Here is a 20,585-nt window from a genome sequence, read left to right on the forward strand (position 1 = left end):
GACGTTGCATGACCGATCACGCGTTGCTTCTGGTCAACCTGGGTTCACCCGCTTCCACCTCGGTGGCGGATGTGCGCAGCTACCTCAATCAATTTCTGATGGACCCGTATGTGATCGACCTGCCGTGGCCGGTGCGGCGTTTGCTGGTGTCGTTGATTCTGATCAGGCGCCCGGAGCAATCGGCCCATGCTTACGCATCGATCTGGTGGGAGGAGGGCTCGCCACTGGTTGTGCTCAGCCGTCGCTTGCAACAGGCCATGACCGTCCAATGGACCCAGGGGCCGGTGGAACTGGCGATGCGTTACGGCGAGCCGTCGATTGAATCGACACTGGTGCGGCTGGCTGCCCAGGGGCACAAAAAAATTACCTTGGCGCCGCTCTATCCACAGTTCGCCGACAGCACCGTGACCACGGTGATCGAAGAAGCCAGGCGCGTGGTGCGAAATAATAACCTCGATGTGCAATTCTCGATTCTTCAGCCGTTCTACGATCAGCCGGAATACCTCGAGGCCTTGGTCGCCAGTGCCAAGCCTTATCTGCTGCAGGATTACGATCACCTGCTGCTGAGTTTCCATGGCTTGCCGGAACGGCACCTGACCAAGATCGACCCCACCGGTCATCATTGCTTTAAAAGCGATAATTGCTGTCAGAACGCTTCACCGGAAGTATTAACCACCTGCTACCGCGCTCAATGCCTGCGCACCGCTTCCGAGTTTGCCCGGCGCCTGGGCTTGCCGGACGGCAAGTGGTCGGTGTCGTTCCAGTCGCGTCTGGGGCGAGCCAAGTGGATCGAACCCTACACCGAAGTGCGCCTCGATGAGTTGGCCAAGAGCGGTGTGAAGAAAGTTCTGGTGATGTGCCCGGCGTTCGTCGCCGATTGCATCGAGACACTGGAAGAGATTGGTGATCGTGGGCGGGAACAGTTCCGCGAAGCGGGAGGGGAGGAGTTGGTATTGGTGCCGTGCCTCAACGATCATCCGCAGTGGACCAAGGCGTTGAGCTCCTTGTGTGAACGGGCACCGTTGGCGCTTTAAAAGCATCGCGGGCAAGCCCGCTCCCACAGGTATTGCGCTGACCTTGTGGGAGCGGCGGTGCGGCGGTCCGACTTGCCCGCGATGGCGTTCTTGAGACCTGCTTAGATCAGCGGCTCATCCGCCCGCTTGTGCTTCCAGCTGTCATTGCCCGGCAGTAACAGGTTCAGCGCAATCGCCACCACCGCACACAGCGCGATGCCTTTGAGGCCGAAATCGTCCGGGCCGGTACCGGTGCCGACCAGCATGCCGCCAATCCCGAACACCAGCGTCACCGAGACAATCACCAGATTGCGTGCTTCGCCCAGGTCGATCTTGTGGCGAATCATGGTGTTCATCCCCACCGCCGCGATCGAACCGAACAACAGGCAGAGAATCCCGCCCATTACCGGTACCGGGATGCTTTGCAGCAGTGCGCCGAACTTGCCGATGAACGCTAGGCTGATCGCAAAGATTGCCGCCCAGGTCATGATTTTCGGGTTGTAGTTTTTAGTCAGCATCACCGCGCCAGTCACTTCGGCGTAGGTGGTGTTGGGCGGGCCGCCGAACAGGCCGGCTGCGGTGGTGGCAATGCCATCGCCGAGCAGGGTGCGGTGCAGGCCGGGCTTTTTCAGGTAATCGCGACCAGTCACGCTACCGACTGCAATCACGCCGCCAATGTGTTCGATCGCTGGCGCGAGGGCCACCGGAACGATGAACAGAATGGCCTGCCAGTTGAATTCCGGCGCCGTGAAGTGTGGAATCGCGAACCACGGTGCGGCAGCAATTTTCGCGGTATCGACCACCCCGAAATAGAACGCCATGGCGAAACCCACCAGCACACCGGAGATGATCGGCACCAGGCGGAAAATACCTTTGCCGAACACCGCGACGATCAGGGTGGTCAGCAGCGCCGGCATCGAGATCAACATCGCCGTCTGGTAAGGAATCAGCTCCGTGCCGTCGCCGGCCTTGCCCATCGCCATGTTGGCGGCGATCGGCGCCATGGCCAGGCCGATGGAGATGATCACCGGGCCAATCACTACCGGTGGTAGCAATCGGTCGATGAACCCGGTGCCTTTGATCTTCACGGCAAGGCCGAGGAAGGTGTAGACGAAACCGGCCGCCATCACACCGCCCATGGTTGCCGCCAGGCCAAACTGGCCCTTGGCGAGAATGATCGGCGTGATGAAGGCAAAGCTCGAGGCCAGGAACACCGGTACCTGACGCCCGGTGACGATCTGGAACAGAATCGTCCCAAGGCCTGCGGTGAACAGCGCCACGTTCGGGTCGAGGCCGGTAATCAATGGCATCAACACCAGCGCGCCAAAGGCCACGAACAGCATCTGCGCACCCGACAGCACTGTGCGCCAGAGCGGATCGTTGAACTCTTGCTGCATGCTCAAGCGTCCTTCTGCTTGGTGCCGAAGATCTTGTCACCGGCATCGCCCAAGCCTGGGATGATGTAACCGTGTTCGTTCAGTTTCTGATCAATGGAAGCGGTGTAGATGGTCACGTCCGGGTGAGCCTTCTCTACAGCGGCGATGCCTTCGGGGGCGGCCACCAGGACCATCGCGCGGATGTCCTTGCAGCCGGCCTTTTTCAGCAGGTCGATGGTGGCGACCATCGAGCCGCCGGTGGCGAGCATCGGGTCGATGATCATCGCCAGGCGCTCGTCGATTTCCGGCACCAGTTTTTCCAGGTAGGTGTGGGCTTCGAGGGTTTCCTCGTTGCGGGCCACGCCCACGGCGCTGACCTTGGCGCCCGGGATCAGGCTCAGCACGCCTTCGAGCATGCCGATACCGGCACGCAGGATCGGCACCACGGTAATCTTCTTGCCGGCGATTTTCTCGACCGACACCGTGCCGCACCAGCCTTCGATGTCGTAGCTTTCCAGCGGCAGGTCTTTGGTGGCCTCATAGGTCAGCAGGGCACCGACTTCCTGAGCGAGCTCACGGAAATTCTTCGTGCTGATGTCGGCGCGGCGCATAAGGCCAAGTTTATGACGGATCAGCGGATGGCGGATCTCACGGATGGGCATGGGAAAAGGCTCCGGCGGCGGGCAAAAAAACCGGCCTAGATTAATCTAACCGAGGGTGTTGTCCTATAGACATATAGAACGTTAGTCCACAAACGCTTGATCTGGCCTCGCTTGATGCGTACCTTTGCCCGCTTTTCGTGACTACGTCCCCCCCTAATTTCCCCCTTGGAGAGCGCCATGTCCGCTGATCTCGAGCATATCCGTCAAATCATGCGAGAGGCTGACTGCCTGTACACCGAAGCTGAAGTCGAGGCGGCCATCGCCCGCGTCGGTGCGCAAATCAACGATCAGCTGGCTGAGAGCAATCCGGTAGTGTTCTGCGTGATGAATGGCGGGCTGATTTTCTCCGGCAAGCTGCTGACGCATCTGAACTTCCCGCTTGAAGCGTCCTACCTGCACGCCACCCGTTATCGCAACGAAACCAGCGGTGGCGAGCTGTTCTGGAAAGCCAAGCCGGAAGTTTCGTTCATCGACCGTGACGTGCTGATCATCGACGACATCCTTGACGAAGGTCACACCCTGGGCGCGATCATCGACTTCTGCAAACACGCCGGCGCGCGCAAAGTGCACACCGCCGTGCTGATCGACAAGGACCACGACCGCAAGGCCCGCCCGGACCTGAAAGCCGATTTCGTCGGCCTGCCATGCATCGACCGTTACATCTTCGGTTACGGCATGGACTACAAAGGCTACTGGCGTAACGCCAACGGGATTTTTGCCGTTAAAGGCATGTAAACAGGATGACTGTCTGGGGGCGATTGGCCGCCAGGCCTCACATCGGGATGCGTGCGCAGTTTGCTTGAACTGCGCGCTCAGTCCTGTCCGGCAAGCCAGTGTTCGCTTTTGCGTCGAGCTTGTTCCAGGTTGTTCACGTAGGCCAACTGGCGCTGTTCCCGATGGATGCCCGCGCGCCTGAGTTTCAGGCGTACCCGTGGAGCGGTTCCGACCAGAATCAGGCCGATGCCGTCGGTGCGGTAATCCCTGAGGATATTGTCGAAGGCCGCCAGCGCCGTCATGTCCAGCATGGGCACGGCACTCATCTCGACAATCACCACTTTGACCTCCGGGCTGAATTTGCGCAGTACGCCCAGGGCTTTTTCCGCAGCACCGAAAAACAGCGGTCCGCGTATCGCATAGCAACGAACATGTTCCGGCATATCCTGTAAGGCTTGATGGAACTCGCGAGGCAGTTCGGCGGTGTCCGTGAGGTCACTCATGCGTTTGATGAACAACCCGGCGGCCAGCAGCAGGCCGACGGCGACGGCCAGCACCATGTCGAACAGCACCGTCAGGCTCAGGCAGGTCAGCAAGACCAGCACATCGCTGCGCGGTGCAATACGCAAGGTGTGCATGACGTGTCGGGCTTCGCTCATGTTCCACGCCACCATCACCAGCAACGCCGCCAGTGCCGCCATTGGCAAGTAGCTGAACAGGGGCGCGAGGACGAGTATCGCCAGCAGCACCACCGCACTGTGGATAATCGCCGCCAATGGCGAAAACGCTCCGCTGCGCACGTTGGTGGCGCTGCGGGCGATTGCCGCGGTGGCGGTAATGCCGCCGAACAGCGGTGCGACCAGATTGCCCAGGCCTTGACCCAGAAGTTCGGCGTTAGGGTCGTGTTTGCTGCCCGTCATGCCATCGGCCACCACCGCGCACAACAATGATTCGATGGCACCGAGCATGGCGATGGCAAAGGCTGGCGCCATTAATTGGCGGATCAGGTCGTAAGACAGGTGCAGCGGCTGGCCGTAGGGCCCCGGCAGATTCCACGGCCAGTCGAAGCTCGGCAGAAACGGCGGTATGCCGGGATGGCTGATGCCATCGACGATATAGCTGAAGCGCTCCCCCAGCGTCGCAACCGGTAATCCGCCGCTTTCCAGTGCCACCCCCAGCAATGCGCCGACGGCCAGCGCCACCAGATGCCCCGGAATCCTCGGCACAAAACGCGGCCAGACGATCAGAACCGCCAGGCACATGACACCGATGATCCCGTCCCCCAGACGAGCGCTGGGTAACGCCTGGAGCACCCCGCCTAATTGCTCGATGTAATGTTCGGCATGCCCGGTGGTACTCAGGCCCAGCAAATCCTTTAGTTGGAGTGTGGCGATGACAATGCCGATCCCGGCGGTAAAGCCCAGGGTCACCGGATAAGGAATGTACTGAATCAGCCGTCCGGCCCGAATCAGCCCCAAGGCAATCAGGATTGCCCCGGCAAGCATGGTGCACAGCAGCAGGCCACCCAGACCATATTGTTGGGTGATCGGCAGCAGTATCACCACGAACGCGGCTGTCGGCCCGCTGACATTGAAGCGCGAGCCTCCCGTCAGGGCGATCAGGGGCGCGGCAATCAGCACCGTATACAGACCTTGCTGGGGTGCTACCCCTACCGCAATCGCCAGGGCCATGGCCAGAGGGATGGCGATAATCCCTACCGTCACCCCGGCACTGATATCGCCGCGCAAGCGTCTGAGGCTATAACCTGCGCGCCAGGTCTGGCGCCAGGCGGCGAACAACGGGGGAATGGAGAAAGACATGGGTACTCCACAATAGACGGCGCACTGTCGAAATAGGGCTGAAAGCTCTTTCAGTATGCCCAGCCTTGTCTTCAAGAGTATTGACCTGGATCGGTTATTCGCCCGGTTGATCCTCATGCTAGAGTGCTCGGCCCCGCCCCCGGAGCCTGTCATGAGCCTTTTGATCCGCGGCTGCGCCGCCCTGTTGCTGACCCTCAGCCTGCCCCTGGCCGCCGCGCCGGCGCCAATGCACGCGCAGTTTTTGCCCCCGGACGACCTGACCCTGCGTGACGCCGAACCCGAGCAGCAACAACTGTTGCAGGTCACCGACTATTCCGTGGTAATCGGCAATCAGCGCCAGTCCAACCAACAGCCGATCCCGGTCACATCGCCATTGCTGATCCGCCTCAAGGGTAAATCCTTGAACAAGGGCGCGACCATCAGCCAGGTGTTGGTCAATTTCGATGGCGAAAGCAAAAGCCTGAAAAAGCCGATCTACGACGAAAGAAGCAAAACCCTGACGCTCTATTACCCGCTGGCTCAGTACCGGGTGGTGATCGACTTGTTGCGCAACGACACGGTGTATTGCCAGTTCCTCAGCTACGCCAACGGCCATATCTGGGCCGATTTGCACACAGGCAGCGTTCGTCCGCGTTGAGCCCGGCGCTAAGGCAGGGGTAAACTGCCCGCCCCGTGAAATGTCTGCGAGCTGGAGTCGGCAATGCGTAAAGATAAGAAGCAAGTGATTGGTGACGAGATCGGCGATGCGCAGATCAAACTGTTCCTCGATTTTGAACCGGTCGACGCCACTTCACCGTCGCTGCACAAACTGATCAAGGCCTACCGCGGCCTGCGTATCGATGACTTCGAGCGTTTTCTGACGTTCTTTGTTGAAGCCGGCTATGAGCTGGACGGCAAGGATGAGCACGGCAATGATTTCGTCGCCCTGATCAAGGATCAACGCAACGCCGCCGAGTACATCGAGCTGATCGACAAGGCTCGCGGCTGACCTGAGGGTGCACTGTTGTTGCCCTGACTTGGTGGGTGTTTGTGCTGGCCCTTCGCGAGCAGGCTCGCTCCCACATTGGATTTTTGTCGATCACAAAATTGTGATTCAACTCGATCAACTGTGGGAGCGAGCCTGCTCGCGAAGGCGGCGTAACCAACACCGAAGATCTTAGGGTCAACCGTTTCACCGATATAAAAAAACGCCCCGCCCTCAATGAGGACGGGGCGTTTTTTGTGCTGCTGAATCAAGCGTAGCTTTCGGTCTCGTTGCTGGCTTCAACCAGTTCCAGCGCGACGTTGTTGTGCGCATTGATCTTGCGATACAGCGCTGCGTCGGTTTCCAGAACCTTTTCCCGAGCCGGGAAGATTTCCGCCAGTTTGGCAGCCCACTCACCGGACGCTTTGTTCGGGAAGCATTTTTCGATCAGCTCAAGCATGATCGAAACCGTCACCGAAGCGCCTGGGGACGCGCCGAGCAGGGCCGCAAGGGAACCGTCCCTGGCCGCGACCAGTTCGGTACCGAACTGCAGAACACCGCCTTTCTTCGGGTCTTTCTTGATGATCTGCACCCGTTGGCCGGCCACTTCCAGGCGCCAGTCTTCGGCTTTCGCTTCAGGGTAGAAGCGACGCAGGGATTCCAGGCGCTGCTCCATCGACTGCATCACTTCGCTGACCAGGTACTTGGTCAGGTCCATGTTGTTTTTTGCCACGGCCAACATCGGGCCGATGTTGCCGGCGCGAACCGACATCGGCAGGTCCATGAAGGAGCCGTGCTTGAGGAACTTGGTGGTGAAGCCGGCGTAAGGTCCGAACAGCAGGGACTTCTTGCCATCGACCACACGGGTGTCCAGGTGCGGCACAGACATCGGTGGCGAACCGACCGCAGCCTGGCTGTAGACTTTGGCCTGGTGGTGCTTGACCACTTCCGGGTTGTCGCAACGCAGCCACTGACCGCTGATCGGGAAGCCGCCGAAGCCTTTGCTTTCTTCGATGCCCGAAGCTTGCAGCAGCGGCAGTGCCGCGCCACCAGCGCCGAGGAAGACGAACTTGGCGTCGACTTCACGAGTGTTGCCGCTATTGACGTCCTTGATGCTGACGGTCCAGCCGCCGTTGTTACGCTTCAGGCCGGTGACGCGCTTGCAGTACTTGACCTGGGCATCGGGTGCGCTGGTCAGGTGCTGGAGCAATTGGTTGGTCAGGGCACCGAAGTTGACGTCGGTGCCGTTCATCACGCGGGTGGCGGCGAGGACTTCGTCGGCCGGGCGGCCCGGCATCATCAACGGCATCCACTCGGCCATTTTGGCCTTGTCTTCGGTGTACTCCATGTCGGCGAAGGCGTGGTGCTTGCTCAGCACCTTGAAGCGTTCCTTGAGGAAGGAAACGCCTTTGTCGCCCTGCACGAAGCTCAGGTGCGGCACCGGGCTGATGAACGATTTGCACGAACCGAAGGTGCCTTTCTTGGTCAGGTAGGACCAGAACTGCTTCGACACCTCGAACTGGGTGTTGATGTGCACGGCTTTCTTGATGTCGACGGTGCCGTCGGCGGCCTGTGGCGTGTAGTTCAGCTCACACAGCCCGGCGTGACCGGTACCGGCGTTGTTCCACGGATTGGAACTCTCCGCGGCACCGGAATCCATCAGCTCGACGACTTCCAGCTTGATCGCGGGGTCGAGCTCTTTGAGCAGTACAGCCAGGGTGGCACTCATGATGCCGGCCCCAACCAGTACTACGTCGACTGCTTCGTTATGCGCCATTTAACGCGTCTCCAAAATCTGCAGCACCAAATTGTCGGCATAGCTGCCAGGCGTTCCGGGGCGTGTCAGTGATGCCCCAGATACCCATGGCCAGGATCGCCATGTCCGAATCTTCGCAATTTTTCGCAACTTCGACGGATGCATGCGGCCTGGCCTCAAGAGTCACATGAACTCATTTCAGCGCGCGGCTCGCAATTCGACTTATGGTCGAGACATCCGTTTGTGCAACCAAATCCGTAGCGGACAGGCTTCAGGCTCCGGTGTTCGAGGAGTACTCGGTCCTGTGTCGTTGGGCTGTTGTAGACGCTAATGGTGCATGTTCAGACGCAAAACTATTCATTTGCTCGCCACACTCTTGTGAAGTTGTGAAAACCCGTTTTTTTCACGCTCTTTTGAAGACGTGAACCTCAAAAAAGGGCTGTCCCAGCCTGGCACCGCGCCCGGATGGATTGCCGCCATGGGTGCATGGGCAGGCAAAAACGGGCAAACAGCTCAGTGACCGAGCGTAATGACAGCTCTGCAGATTCGCGAAAAGTGGTGATTTGCTTAAGAAACAGCAAGCGCGCCAGCTTCACTCGATCTGTGTGGGCGGCTCTCTGTGGGCGGTGCGGGGTGTCAATACCGAGGCATTGAACGATGCTGCGAGGCCCGATCAGGAGACGTCCTTATAATCGGGGGGAGATTGTAACGAAGAAACGCAGGGAATTGGTCGTGTTTAATGACTTTTATTAGGCGTCCGGTCAAGTGGTCAGCAGTTGCTGCGCCTGCGCGCGCGGCTGGTGCTGGCTGACACGGGCGCTGGCGGGCAGGGGATGGTGTAGCCAGTTGAGGCGGATCTCTTCGATTTCGACCCAGCCATCGCCCATGGGCTGGAGGCTGCACTGCTTGAATGCCTGGCAGTGGCCATTGCGGTCGAGCAGAACAAAGCTGCGATGCAACGGGCGTGGCGCGAACAGCGAGATGAGAAAACGCATGGCAAAGTACCTTGTGGGTGACTGCTGTGAAGGTTGCCAGTGAGTGATGACGTGCATGTGTAAGGTGGGTGACAGATGTGTGACAGGAACCGCACTGTGCCGGGTTTGTCAGAGATTTCAGTAATCGTTGCGCGAAGCTAGTTCGCCGCAGTGGCGCACCGCTATACTGCGGGCATTGTTAGTTGCCTGATTCTGGAGAGAAGAGCATGTTGCAACGCCTGTTGTTCGGTTTGATCACTGTGACCAGTTTGACCCTCGTCGGCTGCGCCCACAGCCCGCAACAACTGAACCCGGAACCCAAGCTGACGGCTCAACTGGCGCCGGTCGGCCATGGTCAGCCGGTGGTGGTGCGGGTGGTGGACGGTCGTCCGTCGCCAACGTTGGGGACCCGTGGTGGTCTGTACCCGGAGACCAGTGCGATCACCGTGCAGGGCGCGCAGATTCTGCCGAAGCTGCAGGCTCAGGCTGAAGCGGCCGTGCGGCTGCTGGGCTTTACGCCGACGGCCAATGCGTTGAACGCGCCACAATTGACGGTGACCCTGGCCGAGCTGAAGTATCAGTCGCCCAAAGAAGGCCTGTATGTGACTGAGGCAACCATTGGCGCGACGTTCCGTTCGGATGTGCAGAATGCCAACCGTCGTTACAGCGGTCGCTACGGTGCATCGCTGGATCAGCGTTTTGGCATGGCGCCGAATCAGGAAACCAATACCAAGCTGGTCAGTGATGTGCTGAGTGATGCGTTGACCCGCTTATTCAAGGACCCGACGATTGGTCAGGTGCTTGCCGAGTAACGGTTTGCGGATTGTTTAAAGAACCCGGTGTCAGTGATGGCGCCGGGTTTTTTTTTGAGTTCGCCGACCTGTTGCAGATTTACACCGATCAAATGTGTGCGGGCTTGCTCGCGAAAGCGGTGTGTCAGACGACTGAAATGTAGTCACTGCGTTTGTAGGACGCTCAAGCCGCCTCCGAATAAAAATCCAGAACACTCACCCCCGTCAGCAAATCCGCTTCCGGTAAATCCGCATGTTGATGCCCGCCCAGCGCGCAATACACCAGCCAGTGGCGGTCCTGTACGTTGAAGGCGAGGCTGCCGACTAAGGTTTGTTGTTCGTCGCTTTGGGCAATGAGGTAGAGGCGGTCCTGGTTTTCGGCGTGGAGCATGACGCGGTCCGTGTCGGTTTCGAGGGGCGACAGACTGGCGGATTCAGATGACGGCGCCGTGACACAGGACAGTAATCGGCCAAATGGTTTCGTTATTTGTCGGAAAGCCGGGGCAGGCCGGAGCGCTTTCGGTAGAATTCGCGCCGCGGTCGTCGGTTGGGTGTCCGCCACACTGGTTTTACCTGAGGTTTGTGATGTCGCTGCAATTGATTTCGCTCTTTACCGCTCATCCCGCCAAATTGATCAACTTGCTGGCCTTGCTTTTCGCCTGCCCGGGCGGCTGGTTGCTGCATGCCACCCGTCGTCGTGAGCAACGTGCGTTGGCCAGTATCGAAGCCCAGCGCCAGAGTCGTCCCAGCGAAGAGCCAACGCTGGATTGGGCGACCCTGCGCATGAACCGGTTTTTCTACCGCTTCGGTTTTGCCTGCCTCGGGATGGCGTTGCTGGTGTCGTGGGTCAGCACGCGCGTCTGAAAATCAAAAGATCGCAGCCTGCGGCAGCTCCTACGGGGGATTGCGCATACATGTTGGATATCGGGTGTACTCGGTCAATGTAGGAGCTGCCGAAGGCTGCGATCTTTTGATCTTGCATAAAGAAACGGCGCCCGAAGGCGCCGTTGTCATTTCCAGCCATTGCCTTACAGCGGCAACCCGGCCTTGACCCGATACTGATTGCGCACCGGTGTCGCGTATTGCAGCACCAGGAACGGACGATGTTCCTCAGGGCAGGCATCCAGCCGACGCTGCCATTCTTCCTGAGCCTTGGCCAGTTCGTCTGCCGCAAACACCTCGGCCGCTCTCGGCACCTGCAATTGCGGATCGGCGTCTTTCCACAGCGCATAAGCCAGGTAGTGCACCGGGAACAACCGGTAACCGCCGAGGATCTGCTTGTCCATTTCGATCGCCAATTGCTTGGTGTCTTCGAACAGTTCGGTGATCGGTGTGGCGAAGTTCACGTGGACCCGGCCTTTGTAACCGGTGATGCCCTTGGCGATGCTCACATCATCTTCGCCCGGCGCCTTGGTGTAGCTGCCGGTGGTGGCGCGGATGTACAGCTCGCGGGCCTTGGCCTGGTCGCACGGGTCGTATTCGTAGCTGATCGACACCGGGGTAAGGTTCAGCGAACGGATGACCTCGCCGAACGGCTCGTCCTTGCGGCTCATGTGGAACATCTTGAGGATCGCCGACTCGGTACGGTCGTCGCCGTCCTTGGCCCGACCTTCGGCCTGGGCGATCCAGATCGAGGCGCAATCGTTGCGGATCGAGTGGTTGATGTAGGCAGACAGCAGTTGATAGGCCGCCATTTTTTCCCGGCGACCGGTGATCGAACGGTGCACGATGAAGCTCTTGTTCAGGCGCATCAGGTCGCTGACAAAAGGCTTTTGCAGCAGGTTGTCACCAATGGCGATGCGCGGGGTCGGCAGGCCGGCGTGGTACACGGCGTAGTTGACGAAGGCCGGGTCCATCACGATGTCGCGGTGGTTGGCGATGAACAGATAGGCGCTGCCGGACTTGAATTGCTCCACGCCGGCATAGGTCACCCCGTCCGTGGCTCGCTCGATGGTGTGGTCGACGTAAAACTCGACTTTGTCCTGCAAGGTGGCCACCGACGTGACGCCGGCGAACTCACGGCGCAGCCGATGCGCTATAAGAGGTTTGAGCATCCAGCCTAAGGCGCCGGCATAACGCGGGAAGCGGAAGTGGGTGAGGATATCTAGAAACGCCTTGTCGCCGAGCAGCCGTGCCAGCACTGCTGGGACTTCGCTGTCGTCGTAAGGTCGGATGGCATCGAATTCGCCCATCATGCTCTCTTGTTGGAAACGGCTAGGGTAAGTAAAGGTTTTGATCGAAAACCAACGGGGCACGGTCTGAAAAGGTAGCCAGACGAAAATAGCCCTGCAAATAGACCGGCGATTATACGCACAAGTCACTTGGGAGACCGCGATGCAAGAAACCGAGCGCTATACATGTCCGTATTGTGGGGAAGAGTCCGAGGCGCTTCTGGATCTGTCCGGCGGGGATCAGGTCTATATCGAAGACTGTCCGGTCTGTTGTCGGCCGATCAGGTTTCATCTCGAAACCGATGGTTTGGAATGGATGCTCGAAGTTTACAGCGAAGACGAGTGAGGGGCGCGAATGCAGCGAATCTACGAGCCGGAAAACCTGATGGAAGGCGAGTTACTGCAAGGCATGCTGGCCAGTGAGGGCATCGAGGCGCATCTGCTGGGCCGGGATTTGATCGGCGGCACCGGGGAGTTGCCGATGTTCGGCCTGCTGGGTTTATCGGTCGATAACGATCAGGCCGAATACGCCCGGGAGCTGATCGCCGCGTATAATGCCGCGCTGCCGCTGTCCGGCGACGAACCGGACAGTTTTCCCGGCACGCTGGTCTGTTAGGCTGGCGTTCGTTCGATCAAGAGTCGTATTGCCCCATGTGTGGACGTTATGCCCTGTTTCGCTGGAACCCCGCCTTCGCGGCCCTGCCCGGATTTCCCGTCGACCAGCAGGCTCAGTGGAATATTTCCCCCAACGATTCGGTGTTGATGCTGCGTGCCGGCGCAGACGGCCAGCGTGAGTTGGCCCGTGCCCGTTGGGGGCTGACGCCGCCGTGGCTGACCGACCTGTCCCGCACCCCGGCCCATGCCCGCGCCGAAACCGTTGCCGAGCAGCCGATGTTTCGCGAAGCCTTGCGCCTGCGTCGTTGCCTGCTGCCGGCCAATGGTTTCTACGAATGGCGCGGCACCACACGTAAACGTCCGTACTGGCTGACCCCGGGGGAGGGCTCGGCGCTGTTCTTCGCGGCGATCTGGGAGGCGTATCCGGTGCAGGAGCAGGTGTGGCTGAGCACGGCGGTGATCACCCAGCCTGCCTCGAGTCAGCGTCGGCCGTTGATTCTCGATGCGGCGGGGCAGGACGCCTGGCTCAACCCCGAAACGCCGTTGCATGCCTTGCAGGCGTTGCTGGCCAGTGAGCCCGCGGCGTTACGTGAGCGGGTGTTGGCCAACATGGTGAATGATCCGAAGCTCAATGGGCCGGAGTGTTTGACGCCGGGTTGATGAGGCGCCTGAGCTGGCTTCATCGCGAGCAGGCTCGCTCCCACATTTGATCTCAGGTGTTCACAAATAATGTGTTCCCAAATATCACCTGTGGGAGCGAGCCTGCTCGCGATAAGGTCCGCAGGACCTTCCCGCAATTGTTAAACCTTGAACTGATTGATCAACCGCCGCTGCTGTTCCGCCAACTTGGTCAAATCCGCACTGGCCGCGCTTGATTCATCCGCGCCACCGGCCACTTCATTGGCCACTTGCCCGATGTTGATCACGTTGCGGTTGATGTCATCGGCCACCGCGCTCTGTTCCTCGGCCGCGCTGGCGATCTGGGTGTTCATGTCGTTGATCACTGACACCGCTTGCGTAATGGTCTCCAGCGCCTCGGCCGCTTTCGCCGCGTGCTGCACGCTTTCGTCAGTGCGGTTCTGGCTGTCTTCCATGACCCGCACCACGTCGCGGGTGCCTTGTTGCAGTTGCTGGATCATGGTCTGGATTTCTTCAGTGGCCTTCTGGGTCTTCTGCGCCAGGTTGCGCACTTCATCGGCCACCACCGCAAATCCCCGGCCCTGTTCACCGGCCCGCGCCGCTTCGATGGCGGCGTTCAAGGCCAGCAGGTTGGTCTGCTCGGCGATCCCGCGAATGGCCGTCAGGATCGCGTTGATGTTTTCGCTGTCCTTGGCCAGGGTCTGCACCACGCTGACGGCCTTGCCGATCTCCACCGCCAGCACGCCGATCGAGTTCGAGGTGTCACGGACGATTTGCATGCCCTGCGCCGCTGCCTGATCGGCATGGCTGGCAGCTTGCGCGGCCTGAGTGGCGTTGCGCGCCACGTCCTGGGCGGTGGCGGTCATTTCGTGCACGGCGGTGGCGACCTGATCGATCTCGGCCATTTGTTTGTGCACACCGATGTTGGTGCGAATGGCGATGTCGGCGGTGTGTTCCGACGAATCGCTGACGCTCTGCACCGATGTCACCACTTGAGTAATCATTGCCTGCAACTTCGCCAGGAACGTATTGAAGCCCTTGGCGATCGAGCCCAATTCGTCGCTGCGGTCGCTGGTCAGGCGGCGGGTCAGGTCACCTTCGCCCTGGGCGATGTCATCGAGCATGGTGACCATCTGCTTCAGCGGCCGGGCAATGCCATGACCCACCAGCCAGATCACCAACAAACCGATACCGGCGATCAGCAGGCCGACCATGGCCATGCCAAAGGTGTCGGATTTGCGCTGCGCATCCAGATCGCCCTGAAGTTTTTGCAGGTCGGCCATCACCGCGCTCAGCGGCAGTTGCAGCATCAAGGTCCAGCGGGCGTCGGTCTGGCCGATGCCGAATGGCAGGTACAACTCGATCCGGCCCTGGGCCTTGTCGACGGTGTAAGTCACTTCGCCGCGTTTGAGATTGGCCATGTTGGCAATCTGCTTGCTGTCGAGGATATCGCTGACCTTTTCGCCGAATTTGCTCGGGTCTTTGGTGTAGGCGACGATCCGGCCGTTACCGCCGATCAAGGCCATTTCTCCGGCGCCGCTGTACAGTTTCTGATTCTCCCCCAGGAGCATTTCCTGGATGAAGTTCACTGACAGGTCGGCGCCGACGATGCCCTGGAACGCGCCGTTGAGCATGATCGGTTCAATGAAGGACGCGAGCATGACGATCTTGTCGCCGACCTTGTAGGGCGCCGGATCGATCACGCAGGATTTTTTGGTTTCCTTGGAGCACAGGTAGTACTCGCTGGCGCGCACGCCGGTGGACAGGGTTTTCTGGTCGTCGACGTCCACCAGTTTGTCCAGGCCCAGGCTGCCGTCTTCGTTGCGGAACCACCACGGCAGAAAGCGTCCGTTGCTGGCATCAATACCAACCACTGGGGTGTCAACGTAGGCTGCATCGTTATGGTCGAGTGCGTTTTTTTCCCAGCCGATGTAGGTGCCGAGAATCTTCGGGTTCCGGGCGACGTTTTCCTTGATCAGGCTGATCAATTGCTCACGACTCAGGCTCAGTTGCGGCTGGCCGTCGGCGTCCGGGGTGCCGATCAGCGCATTGACCCGCACCAGGCCGCCGGCAATCAGCAGCGGTGCTTCGAGTTCGCGCTGGATCTGGCTGACCTGGGTTTGCGCCAGCGACGTCAGGCGTTGTTCGATGACTTGCTCGAACTGCGCCTGAGTCCGTTGCTGGACCATGTCTTGGGTCTGGGCACCGGAAAACAGCGCGTACAGCACCAGGGCTGCGACGACGCTGAGGACAATGGCGCCGGCCAGGGCGGCAACTGAAAACTGGATCGACTTGAATTTCATGGGTGCTCCGCACGCAAGAGGACGTCTGCAGAGCGGTATCGGCAAGGGTCAGGAGGGGCATGAGCGCGGTGTGACGAATTGGCAGTTTTGGAGTGCTGGATGTCGTAAATGAATCATTGCTGACCGTGATCGGCCATGGCGGGCGCTGTTGTGTGAATTTTTTCCTACGGTGATCGAGGTTTTGTCTGAAATGTATGTGCTGCACGTTCGTTGTATCTAGCGCCGATACAAATCCCCACCTAGGATACGCGGCATGTTTCCAGGGAGCTTTTTGATGAATAAGACATTGGTATTGTGTGCACTGAGCGCAGGTCTGCTGCTCGCCGGTTGTCAGTCGGTCAACACCACCAGCGGTGGCGCCGTGGGTGTTGAACGCAAGCAATACATGTTCAGTATGTTGTCGACCTCCGAGGTCAACCAGATGTACGCCCAGTCTTATCAACAGACCGTCGGGGAGGCGAGCACCAAGGGCGTGCTGGACAAAACCAGTAACGATGCGAAGCGCGTGCAGGCAATCTCCAATCGTCTGATTGCTCAGGCGCCGGTGTTCCGTCCAGATTCGGCCCAGTGGCAATGGGAAGTGAACCTGATCAAGAGCGACGAACTCAACGCCAACTGCGGGCCTGGCGGCAAGATCATTTTCTATACCGGGCTGATCGACACCCTACAACTCACCGACGACGAAATCGCCGCCATCATCGGCCATGAAATCGCTCACGCCTTGCGTGAGCACGGTCGTGAAGCGATGTCCAAGGCTTACGGTATCGAAATGGCCAAGCAGGGCGCGGGTGCGTTGCTCGGTCTGGGCCAGGACAGCCTAGCCCTGGCGGACACCGTGGCCAAATACGGCATGACTTTGCCCAACAGTCGCGAGAATGAAAACGAAGCGGACTTGATCGGCCTTGAGCTGGCGGCCCGCGCCGGGTACAACCCGAACGCCGCGATCACCTTGTGGAACAAGATGAGCAAAGCCTCGAATGGTGCACCGCCAGAGTTCTTGAGCACTCACCCGGCGTCGACCAGTCGGATTGCGTCGTTGCAGGCAGCGATTCCGAAAGTGATGCCGTTGTACGAGAAAGCACCGAAATCCTGAGCCATGTATTTAGGCTGCTGACGCCATCGCGAGCAGGCTCGCTCCCACATTGAAATGCGATCAACTGTGGGAGCGAGCCTGCTCGCGATGAACGATGACGCGGTCTACCGACCTACCGCGTCAAACCCACCCACTGCTCTGCATCGCCTTGTACACCGCGACAATCGCCAGGATGAAGAACGCCGACGCTGCCAGGCGACGGATCAACGTCAGAGGCAGTTTTTCCGCCGCAAAGTTACCCGCCAGTACCACCGGCACGTTGGCAATCAACATCCCGGCGGTGGTGCCGATAATCACCAGCCATAGATCCGGGTATTGCGCGGCGAGCATCACGGTAGCGACTTGGGTCTTGTCGCCCATCTCCGCCAGGAAGAACGCAATCAGCGTGGTCAGGAACGGCCCGAACTTGCGGGCGGTGCTGGCTTCGTCCTCATCCATCTTGTCCGGCACCAGGGTCCACAGCGCGGTGGCGGCGAAGCTGGCGGCGAGGATCCAGTGCAACGTCGCATTCGAGAAGAAACTGCCAAACCAGGCGCCTACCGCACCGGCTGCCGCGTGGTTGGCCAGGGTCGCGGCGACGATGCCGGCGATGATCGGCCAGGGTTTGCGAAAGCGTGCGGCGAGAATGAGCGCGAGCAGTTGCGTCTTGTCGCCGATTTCGGCCAAGGCAACGATTGCGGTGGGAACGAGAAGTGAATCCAGCATCAGGGTTTTCCTAAGGGGCGGGTCGACACGGCTATGACACGTACAGCCTTCCCGCCCCGGGTAAGGTGTTCGTGTCATAGGTCTTGTCAAACCCTGCGATCCGTCTGGTGCGGACGCTTGGGTCGCATACGCCATGGTCTGAGGACCAAGTATGTTGACGTATGCCGGACGAGCATGGCGCTCGTGGGAGACTACTCCCCTAGGACGGAGCGGATTCTGCCTAGGCAAATCCGATTGGGCAAGTCCTCTTTTTCAAAAGCGTTTTCAGCCGCGCTTGGCCCGGTAGATTCGGAAACCCTGTCCTTCAGCCTTGATCGCACACGCGCCCAAGTGCTCTTCGATCAGCGGTTGATACTTCAGGAAACTGTTCGCTACCAACCGAAGTTCGCCGCCGTTTTTCAGATGTTTGGCCGCTTTTCGCAGCAAGTTCTCGGTGGCGAAGTAATCGGTGTGTACGCCGACATGGAACGGTGGGTTGCTCAGAATCGCGCTCAAACCCATGGGCGCGGCATCGATGCCATCACCGGTCATCACCTCCGCTTCCAGGCCGTTGGCGGCCAGGGTCAGGCGACTGCTGGCGGCGGCAAACGCGTCCACATCGAGCAGAGTGACCTGGTTGTGCGGATAACGCCGCTTGACCGCCGCCCCCAACACGCCAGCGCCGCAACCGAAGTCCAGCAGGTGGCCGCTGGGCAGTTTGTCCAGATGTTCCAGCAGCAGGGCGCTGCCGCGATCCAGTCGACCGTGGCTGAACACACCCGGCAGGCTGATGACTTTCAACGGCCCTTCGGCCAACGGCAGTTCGTAGGTCTGGGCCAGGCTTTCCAGTGATTTGGCTTCTGGCGCATTGGCCACGGTTACCTGCCAGAGCTGGCAATGCCGTGCGCTGTCGAGTTTGCGTGGTTTACCGAAGGGGTTCAGCTGCTTGGCCGCGCCTTCGATACCGCTGCGTTTTTCGCCTACCAGATACAACTCGCGACCGGCCAGACGAGAGGCAATGGCGTTGAGGATGTAGTCGGTCAGGTCCTTGGACTTGGGCAGAAACACCACGGCGCTGTCGAATTCACGCGCCGGTGCGTTCACGCCAAAATGGCTGCGCTCGGCGAAACGGGCGTCCAGTGCTGCTTGATCACCGGCGTGCCAGCACCAGCCGTGGGCATCGGGCAAGCGGCCCAGCAAATCATCGGCGGGCAAACCGGCCAGCAGCACCGAACCCTGGAATAACTCGGCCTGACGAAGCAGTACTTCACTGCGCGGATCCATACTCTGCTCCTTGAAAAAAAGTGCCGCAGTTTATCAACTGACGACCCGCAGCGCTTTACCGCTGAAATAAGCCTGAGCGTTTTCGGTCAACTGGCCAACGATTCGTTGCCGCGCCTCGCGACTGCCCCAGGCGTTGTGCGGGGTGACGATCAGCCGTGGAATGTCCCGGGCCAACAGCGGATTGCCCGCGATGGGTGGTTCGACACTCAACACGTCGGTGGCCGCGCCGCCCAGATGACCGTTGCGCAGGGCGTCGGCCAAGGCCTGCTCGTCAATCAAGCCGCCGCGCGCGGTGTTGACCACGAAAGCACCGGGTTTCATCGAGGCCAGCTCACGGGCACCGATGAAGTGCCGAGTGTATTCGTTGAGTGGGCAGTGCAGGGTCAGCGCGTCGATTTGCGGCAGCAGTTCATTCAGCGGCAAGCGATCCGGCCGGGCAGGGCGCCCTGGAATCTGCCCCAGCAATACGCGCATGCCGAACGCCTCGGCCAACCGCGCCACGGCACTGCCCAGTTCACCGTGGCCAAGCAGACCGAGGGTTTTGCCTTGCAGTTCGACAATCGGGTAATCCAGCAGGCAGAACTGTTTCGCCTGTTGCCAGCGACCTTCGGCAACGGCTTTTTGATAGTCGGCCAGGCGTGTCGCCAAATTCAGCAACAACATGATCGTGTGCTGAGCCACCGACGGCGTGCCGTAACCCTGGCAGTTGCAAACGGTAATCCCGTGAGCGCGGGCGGCGGCGAGGTCGACGTTGTTGGTGCCGGTAGCGGTGATCAGGATCAGCTTCAATTCGGGGCTGGCCGCCATGGCCGCCGCATCGATCAGGATTTTGTTGCTGATGGCGACGGTGGCGCCCTTGAGGCGTTCGATCACCTGTTCTGGCGTGGTTTGTGCGAACAGCTGCAAGTCGCTGAAGCACTCGCGTAGCGGGCTGAGATCGAGATCGCCGAGGTCCAGGGATGGATGGTCAAGGAAAACGGCGCGGCGAGGGTTCGTCATCAACTGTACCTTTTGTGCATTGAACTGAAGGCGTAATCTGCCGAGCCTACCAGATGAAACAAACAGTTACGCTGGCCCAAAAGGAGCCCCCATGTACTGGACAGAGTTCTTGACCGTTGCCCTGATTCACCTGCTGGCCGTCGCCAGCCCCGGACCGGATTTCGCCGTGGTGGTGCGTGAGAGCGTGACCCACGGTCGCCGTGCCGGGACCTGGACGGCACTGGGCGTCGGTTCGGCGATTTTCCTGCACGTCGGTTATTCGCTGCTGGGCATCGGGCTGATCGTGTCTCAATCGATCGTGCTGTTCAACGCCCTGAAATGGGCGGCCGCCGCGTACCTGCTGTACATAGGCTTCAAGGCCTTGCGCGCGCAACCGGCCAAACCGGTGGCTGACGATCTGCACCAGGAAGCCGGCGAACGCACCGCACGGGGCGCTTTCACTTCGGGTTTCGTGACCAATGGCTTGAACCCGAAAGCCACGCTGTTTTTTCTGTCGCTGTTCACCGTGGTGATCAACCCGCACACGCCACTGGCGGTACAGGCCGGCTATGGGATTTATCTGGCGGCGGCGACAGCGGTCTGGTTCTGCCTGGTGGCGATGCTGTTCAGCCAACAGCGCGTACGCGCCGGTTTCGCCCGCATGGGCCACTGGTTCGACCGGACCATGGGCGCGGTACTGATCGCCATCGGCGTGAAACTCGCGTTCACCGAGATGCATTGATCGCGC

The 20,585-nt window shown here is 59.9% G+C and carries 22 protein-coding genes, 1 pseudogene and 1 riboswitch; of the genes and pseudogenes, 11 read left to right on the forward strand and 12 right to left on the reverse strand.

What is annotated here, in order from left to right:
* Window positions 1-8 precede the first annotated feature (8 nt).
* Window positions 9-1,034 (forward strand): ferrochelatase, encoded by a 1,026-nt coding sequence (hemH, locus tag QMK51_RS05055; RefSeq protein ID WP_320393327.1) that lies wholly within the window; start codon window positions 9-11, stop codon window positions 1,032-1,034.
* Window positions 1,035-1,135: 101 nt separating this feature from the next.
* On the opposite strand, the gene QMK51_RS05060 is transcribed toward hemH, so the two are convergent.
* Window positions 1,136-2,410 carry a uracil-xanthine permease family protein gene (locus QMK51_RS05060; RefSeq protein ID WP_320393328.1) on the reverse strand — a complete coding sequence of 425 codons (1,275 nt, stop codon included), beginning with the start codon at window positions 2,408-2,410 and terminating at the stop codon, window positions 1,136-1,138.
* Window positions 2,411-2,412: 2 nt separating this feature from the next.
* The gene (gene upp / locus QMK51_RS05065) at window positions 2,413-3,051 is read right to left on the reverse strand and encodes a uracil phosphoribosyltransferase (RefSeq protein ID WP_007939777.1); all 639 of its coding nucleotides are present in this window, start codon (window positions 3,049-3,051) and stop codon (window positions 2,413-2,415) included.
* 177 nt (window positions 3,052-3,228) lie between these two features.
* Between upp and QMK51_RS05070 the strand changes: the two genes are divergently transcribed.
* Complete coding sequence (locus tag QMK51_RS05070) at window positions 3,229-3,786, forward strand: hypoxanthine-guanine phosphoribosyltransferase (RefSeq protein ID WP_258699109.1); 558 nt, start codon at window positions 3,229-3,231, stop codon at window positions 3,784-3,786.
* Between the two features lie 77 nt (window positions 3,787-3,863).
* Here QMK51_RS05070 and dauA read toward each other — a convergent pair whose 3' ends face one another.
* A complete protein-coding gene (gene dauA / locus QMK51_RS05075) occupies window positions 3,864-5,585 on the reverse strand; it encodes a C4-dicarboxylic acid transporter DauA (RefSeq protein WP_320393329.1) in 1,722 nt (573 codons plus the stop codon).
* A gap of 151 nt (window positions 5,586-5,736) precedes the next feature.
* On the opposite strand from dauA, the gene QMK51_RS05080 reads away from it, so the two are divergent.
* On the forward strand, window positions 5,737-6,222 hold the full coding sequence (locus QMK51_RS05080) for a hypothetical protein (protein ID WP_320393330.1): 486 nt from the start codon (window positions 5,737-5,739) through the stop codon (window positions 6,220-6,222).
* Between the two features lie 63 nt (window positions 6,223-6,285).
* Window positions 6,286-6,573, forward strand: coding sequence for a PA4642 family protein (locus QMK51_RS05085; protein ID WP_258699112.1), 288 nt, complete (start codon window positions 6,286-6,288; stop codon window positions 6,571-6,573).
* Window positions 6,574-6,817: 244 nt separating this feature from the next.
* Here the strand turns inward: QMK51_RS05085 and mqo are convergent, their stop codons facing one another.
* A complete protein-coding gene (mqo, locus tag QMK51_RS05090) occupies window positions 6,818-8,326 on the reverse strand; it encodes a malate dehydrogenase (quinone) (protein WP_258699113.1) in 1,509 nt (502 codons plus the stop codon).
* A 740-nt stretch (window positions 8,327-9,066) separates the two neighbouring features.
* On the reverse strand, window positions 9,067-9,300 hold the full coding sequence (locus QMK51_RS05095; protein WP_320393331.1) for a hypothetical protein: 234 nt from the start codon (window positions 9,298-9,300) through the stop codon (window positions 9,067-9,069).
* 206 nt (window positions 9,301-9,506) lie between these two features.
* Between QMK51_RS05095 and QMK51_RS05100 the strand changes: the two genes are divergently transcribed.
* A complete protein-coding gene (locus tag QMK51_RS05100) occupies window positions 9,507-10,091 on the forward strand; it encodes a YajG family lipoprotein (protein WP_105347963.1) in 585 nt (194 codons plus the stop codon).
* Window positions 10,092-10,254: 163 nt separating this feature from the next.
* Here QMK51_RS05100 and QMK51_RS05105 read toward each other — a convergent pair whose 3' ends face one another.
* Entirely contained in the window at window positions 10,255-10,461 is a 207-nt protein-coding gene (locus QMK51_RS05105; protein ID WP_030129737.1) for a hypothetical protein, read from the reverse strand.
* 194 nt (window positions 10,462-10,655) lie between these two features.
* Here QMK51_RS05105 and QMK51_RS05110 point away from each other — a divergent pair, with 194 nt between their 5' ends.
* Window positions 10,656-10,934: a hypothetical protein gene (locus tag QMK51_RS05110; protein ID WP_105347958.1), complete on the forward strand. Its 279-nt coding sequence runs from the start codon at window positions 10,656-10,658 to the stop codon at window positions 10,932-10,934.
* Between the two features lie 164 nt (window positions 10,935-11,098).
* Here QMK51_RS05110 and QMK51_RS05115 read toward each other — a convergent pair whose 3' ends face one another.
* Entirely contained in the window at window positions 11,099-12,265 is a 1,167-nt protein-coding gene (locus QMK51_RS05115) for a 1-acyl-sn-glycerol-3-phosphate acyltransferase (protein ID WP_320393332.1), read from the reverse strand.
* Between the two features lie 139 nt (window positions 12,266-12,404).
* On the opposite strand from QMK51_RS05115, the gene QMK51_RS05120 reads away from it, so the two are divergent.
* The 3 genes from QMK51_RS05120 to QMK51_RS05130 are packed head-to-tail and all read left to right on the forward strand — an operon-like array spanning window position 12,405 to window position 13,516.
* The gene (locus tag QMK51_RS05120) at window positions 12,405-12,587 is read left to right on the forward strand and encodes a CPXCG motif-containing cysteine-rich protein (protein WP_258699117.1); all 183 of its coding nucleotides are present in this window, start codon (window positions 12,405-12,407) and stop codon (window positions 12,585-12,587) included.
* Window positions 12,588-12,596: 9 nt separating this feature from the next.
* Entirely contained in the window at window positions 12,597-12,857 is a 261-nt protein-coding gene (locus QMK51_RS05125) for a DUF2007 domain-containing protein (protein ID WP_258699118.1), read from the forward strand.
* A 35-nt stretch (window positions 12,858-12,892) separates the two neighbouring features.
* Window positions 12,893-13,516: an SOS response-associated peptidase gene (locus tag QMK51_RS05130; RefSeq protein ID WP_320393333.1), complete on the forward strand. Its 624-nt coding sequence runs from the start codon at window positions 12,893-12,895 to the stop codon at window positions 13,514-13,516.
* Window positions 13,517-13,656: 140 nt separating this feature from the next.
* Here QMK51_RS05130 and QMK51_RS28905 read toward each other — a convergent pair whose 3' ends face one another.
* Both QMK51_RS28905 and QMK51_RS28910 read right to left on the reverse strand, forming a co-directional pair.
* Window positions 13,657-14,499, reverse strand: coding sequence for a methyl-accepting chemotaxis protein (locus QMK51_RS28905; protein WP_408980615.1), 843 nt, complete (start codon window positions 14,497-14,499; stop codon window positions 13,657-13,659).
* Window positions 14,500-14,511: 12 nt separating this feature from the next.
* Window positions 14,512-15,798, reverse strand: a pseudogene (locus tag QMK51_RS28910) (HAMP domain-containing protein); the annotation flags it as partial.
* Between the two features lie 274 nt (window positions 15,799-16,072).
* On the opposite strand from QMK51_RS28910, the gene QMK51_RS05140 reads away from it, so the two are divergent.
* On the forward strand, window positions 16,073-16,891 hold the full coding sequence (locus tag QMK51_RS05140) for a M48 family metallopeptidase (protein ID WP_258699121.1): 819 nt from the start codon (window positions 16,073-16,075) through the stop codon (window positions 16,889-16,891).
* A gap of 120 nt (window positions 16,892-17,011) precedes the next feature.
* Here QMK51_RS05140 and QMK51_RS05145 read toward each other — a convergent pair whose 3' ends face one another.
* From QMK51_RS05145 to QMK51_RS05155, 3 genes are all read right to left on the reverse strand, one after another.
* Entirely contained in the window at window positions 17,012-17,596 is a 585-nt protein-coding gene (locus QMK51_RS05145) for a TMEM165/GDT1 family protein (RefSeq protein WP_205889759.1), read from the reverse strand.
* Between the two features lie 89 nt (window positions 17,597-17,685).
* A riboswitch (yybP-ykoY riboswitch) is annotated at window positions 17,686-17,808 on the reverse strand.
* Between the two features lie 52 nt (window positions 17,809-17,860).
* Window positions 17,861-18,859 carry a class I SAM-dependent methyltransferase gene (locus tag QMK51_RS05150; RefSeq protein ID WP_320393335.1) on the reverse strand — a complete coding sequence of 333 codons (999 nt, stop codon included), beginning with the start codon at window positions 18,857-18,859 and terminating at the stop codon, window positions 17,861-17,863.
* A 33-nt stretch (window positions 18,860-18,892) separates the two neighbouring features.
* Entirely contained in the window at window positions 18,893-19,858 is a 966-nt protein-coding gene (locus QMK51_RS05155) for a 2-hydroxyacid dehydrogenase (RefSeq protein ID WP_320393336.1), read from the reverse strand.
* Between the two features lie 91 nt (window positions 19,859-19,949).
* Here QMK51_RS05155 and QMK51_RS05160 point away from each other — a divergent pair, with 91 nt between their 5' ends.
* Complete coding sequence (locus QMK51_RS05160) at window positions 19,950-20,579, forward strand: LysE family translocator (protein WP_050683067.1); 630 nt, start codon at window positions 19,950-19,952, stop codon at window positions 20,577-20,579.
* The last annotated feature ends 6 nt before the right edge of the window (window positions 20,580-20,585 follow it).

Source organism: Pseudomonas sp. P9_31 (assembly GCF_034008235.1).
GTDB lineage: Bacteria > Pseudomonadota > Gammaproteobacteria > Pseudomonadales > Pseudomonadaceae > Aquipseudomonas.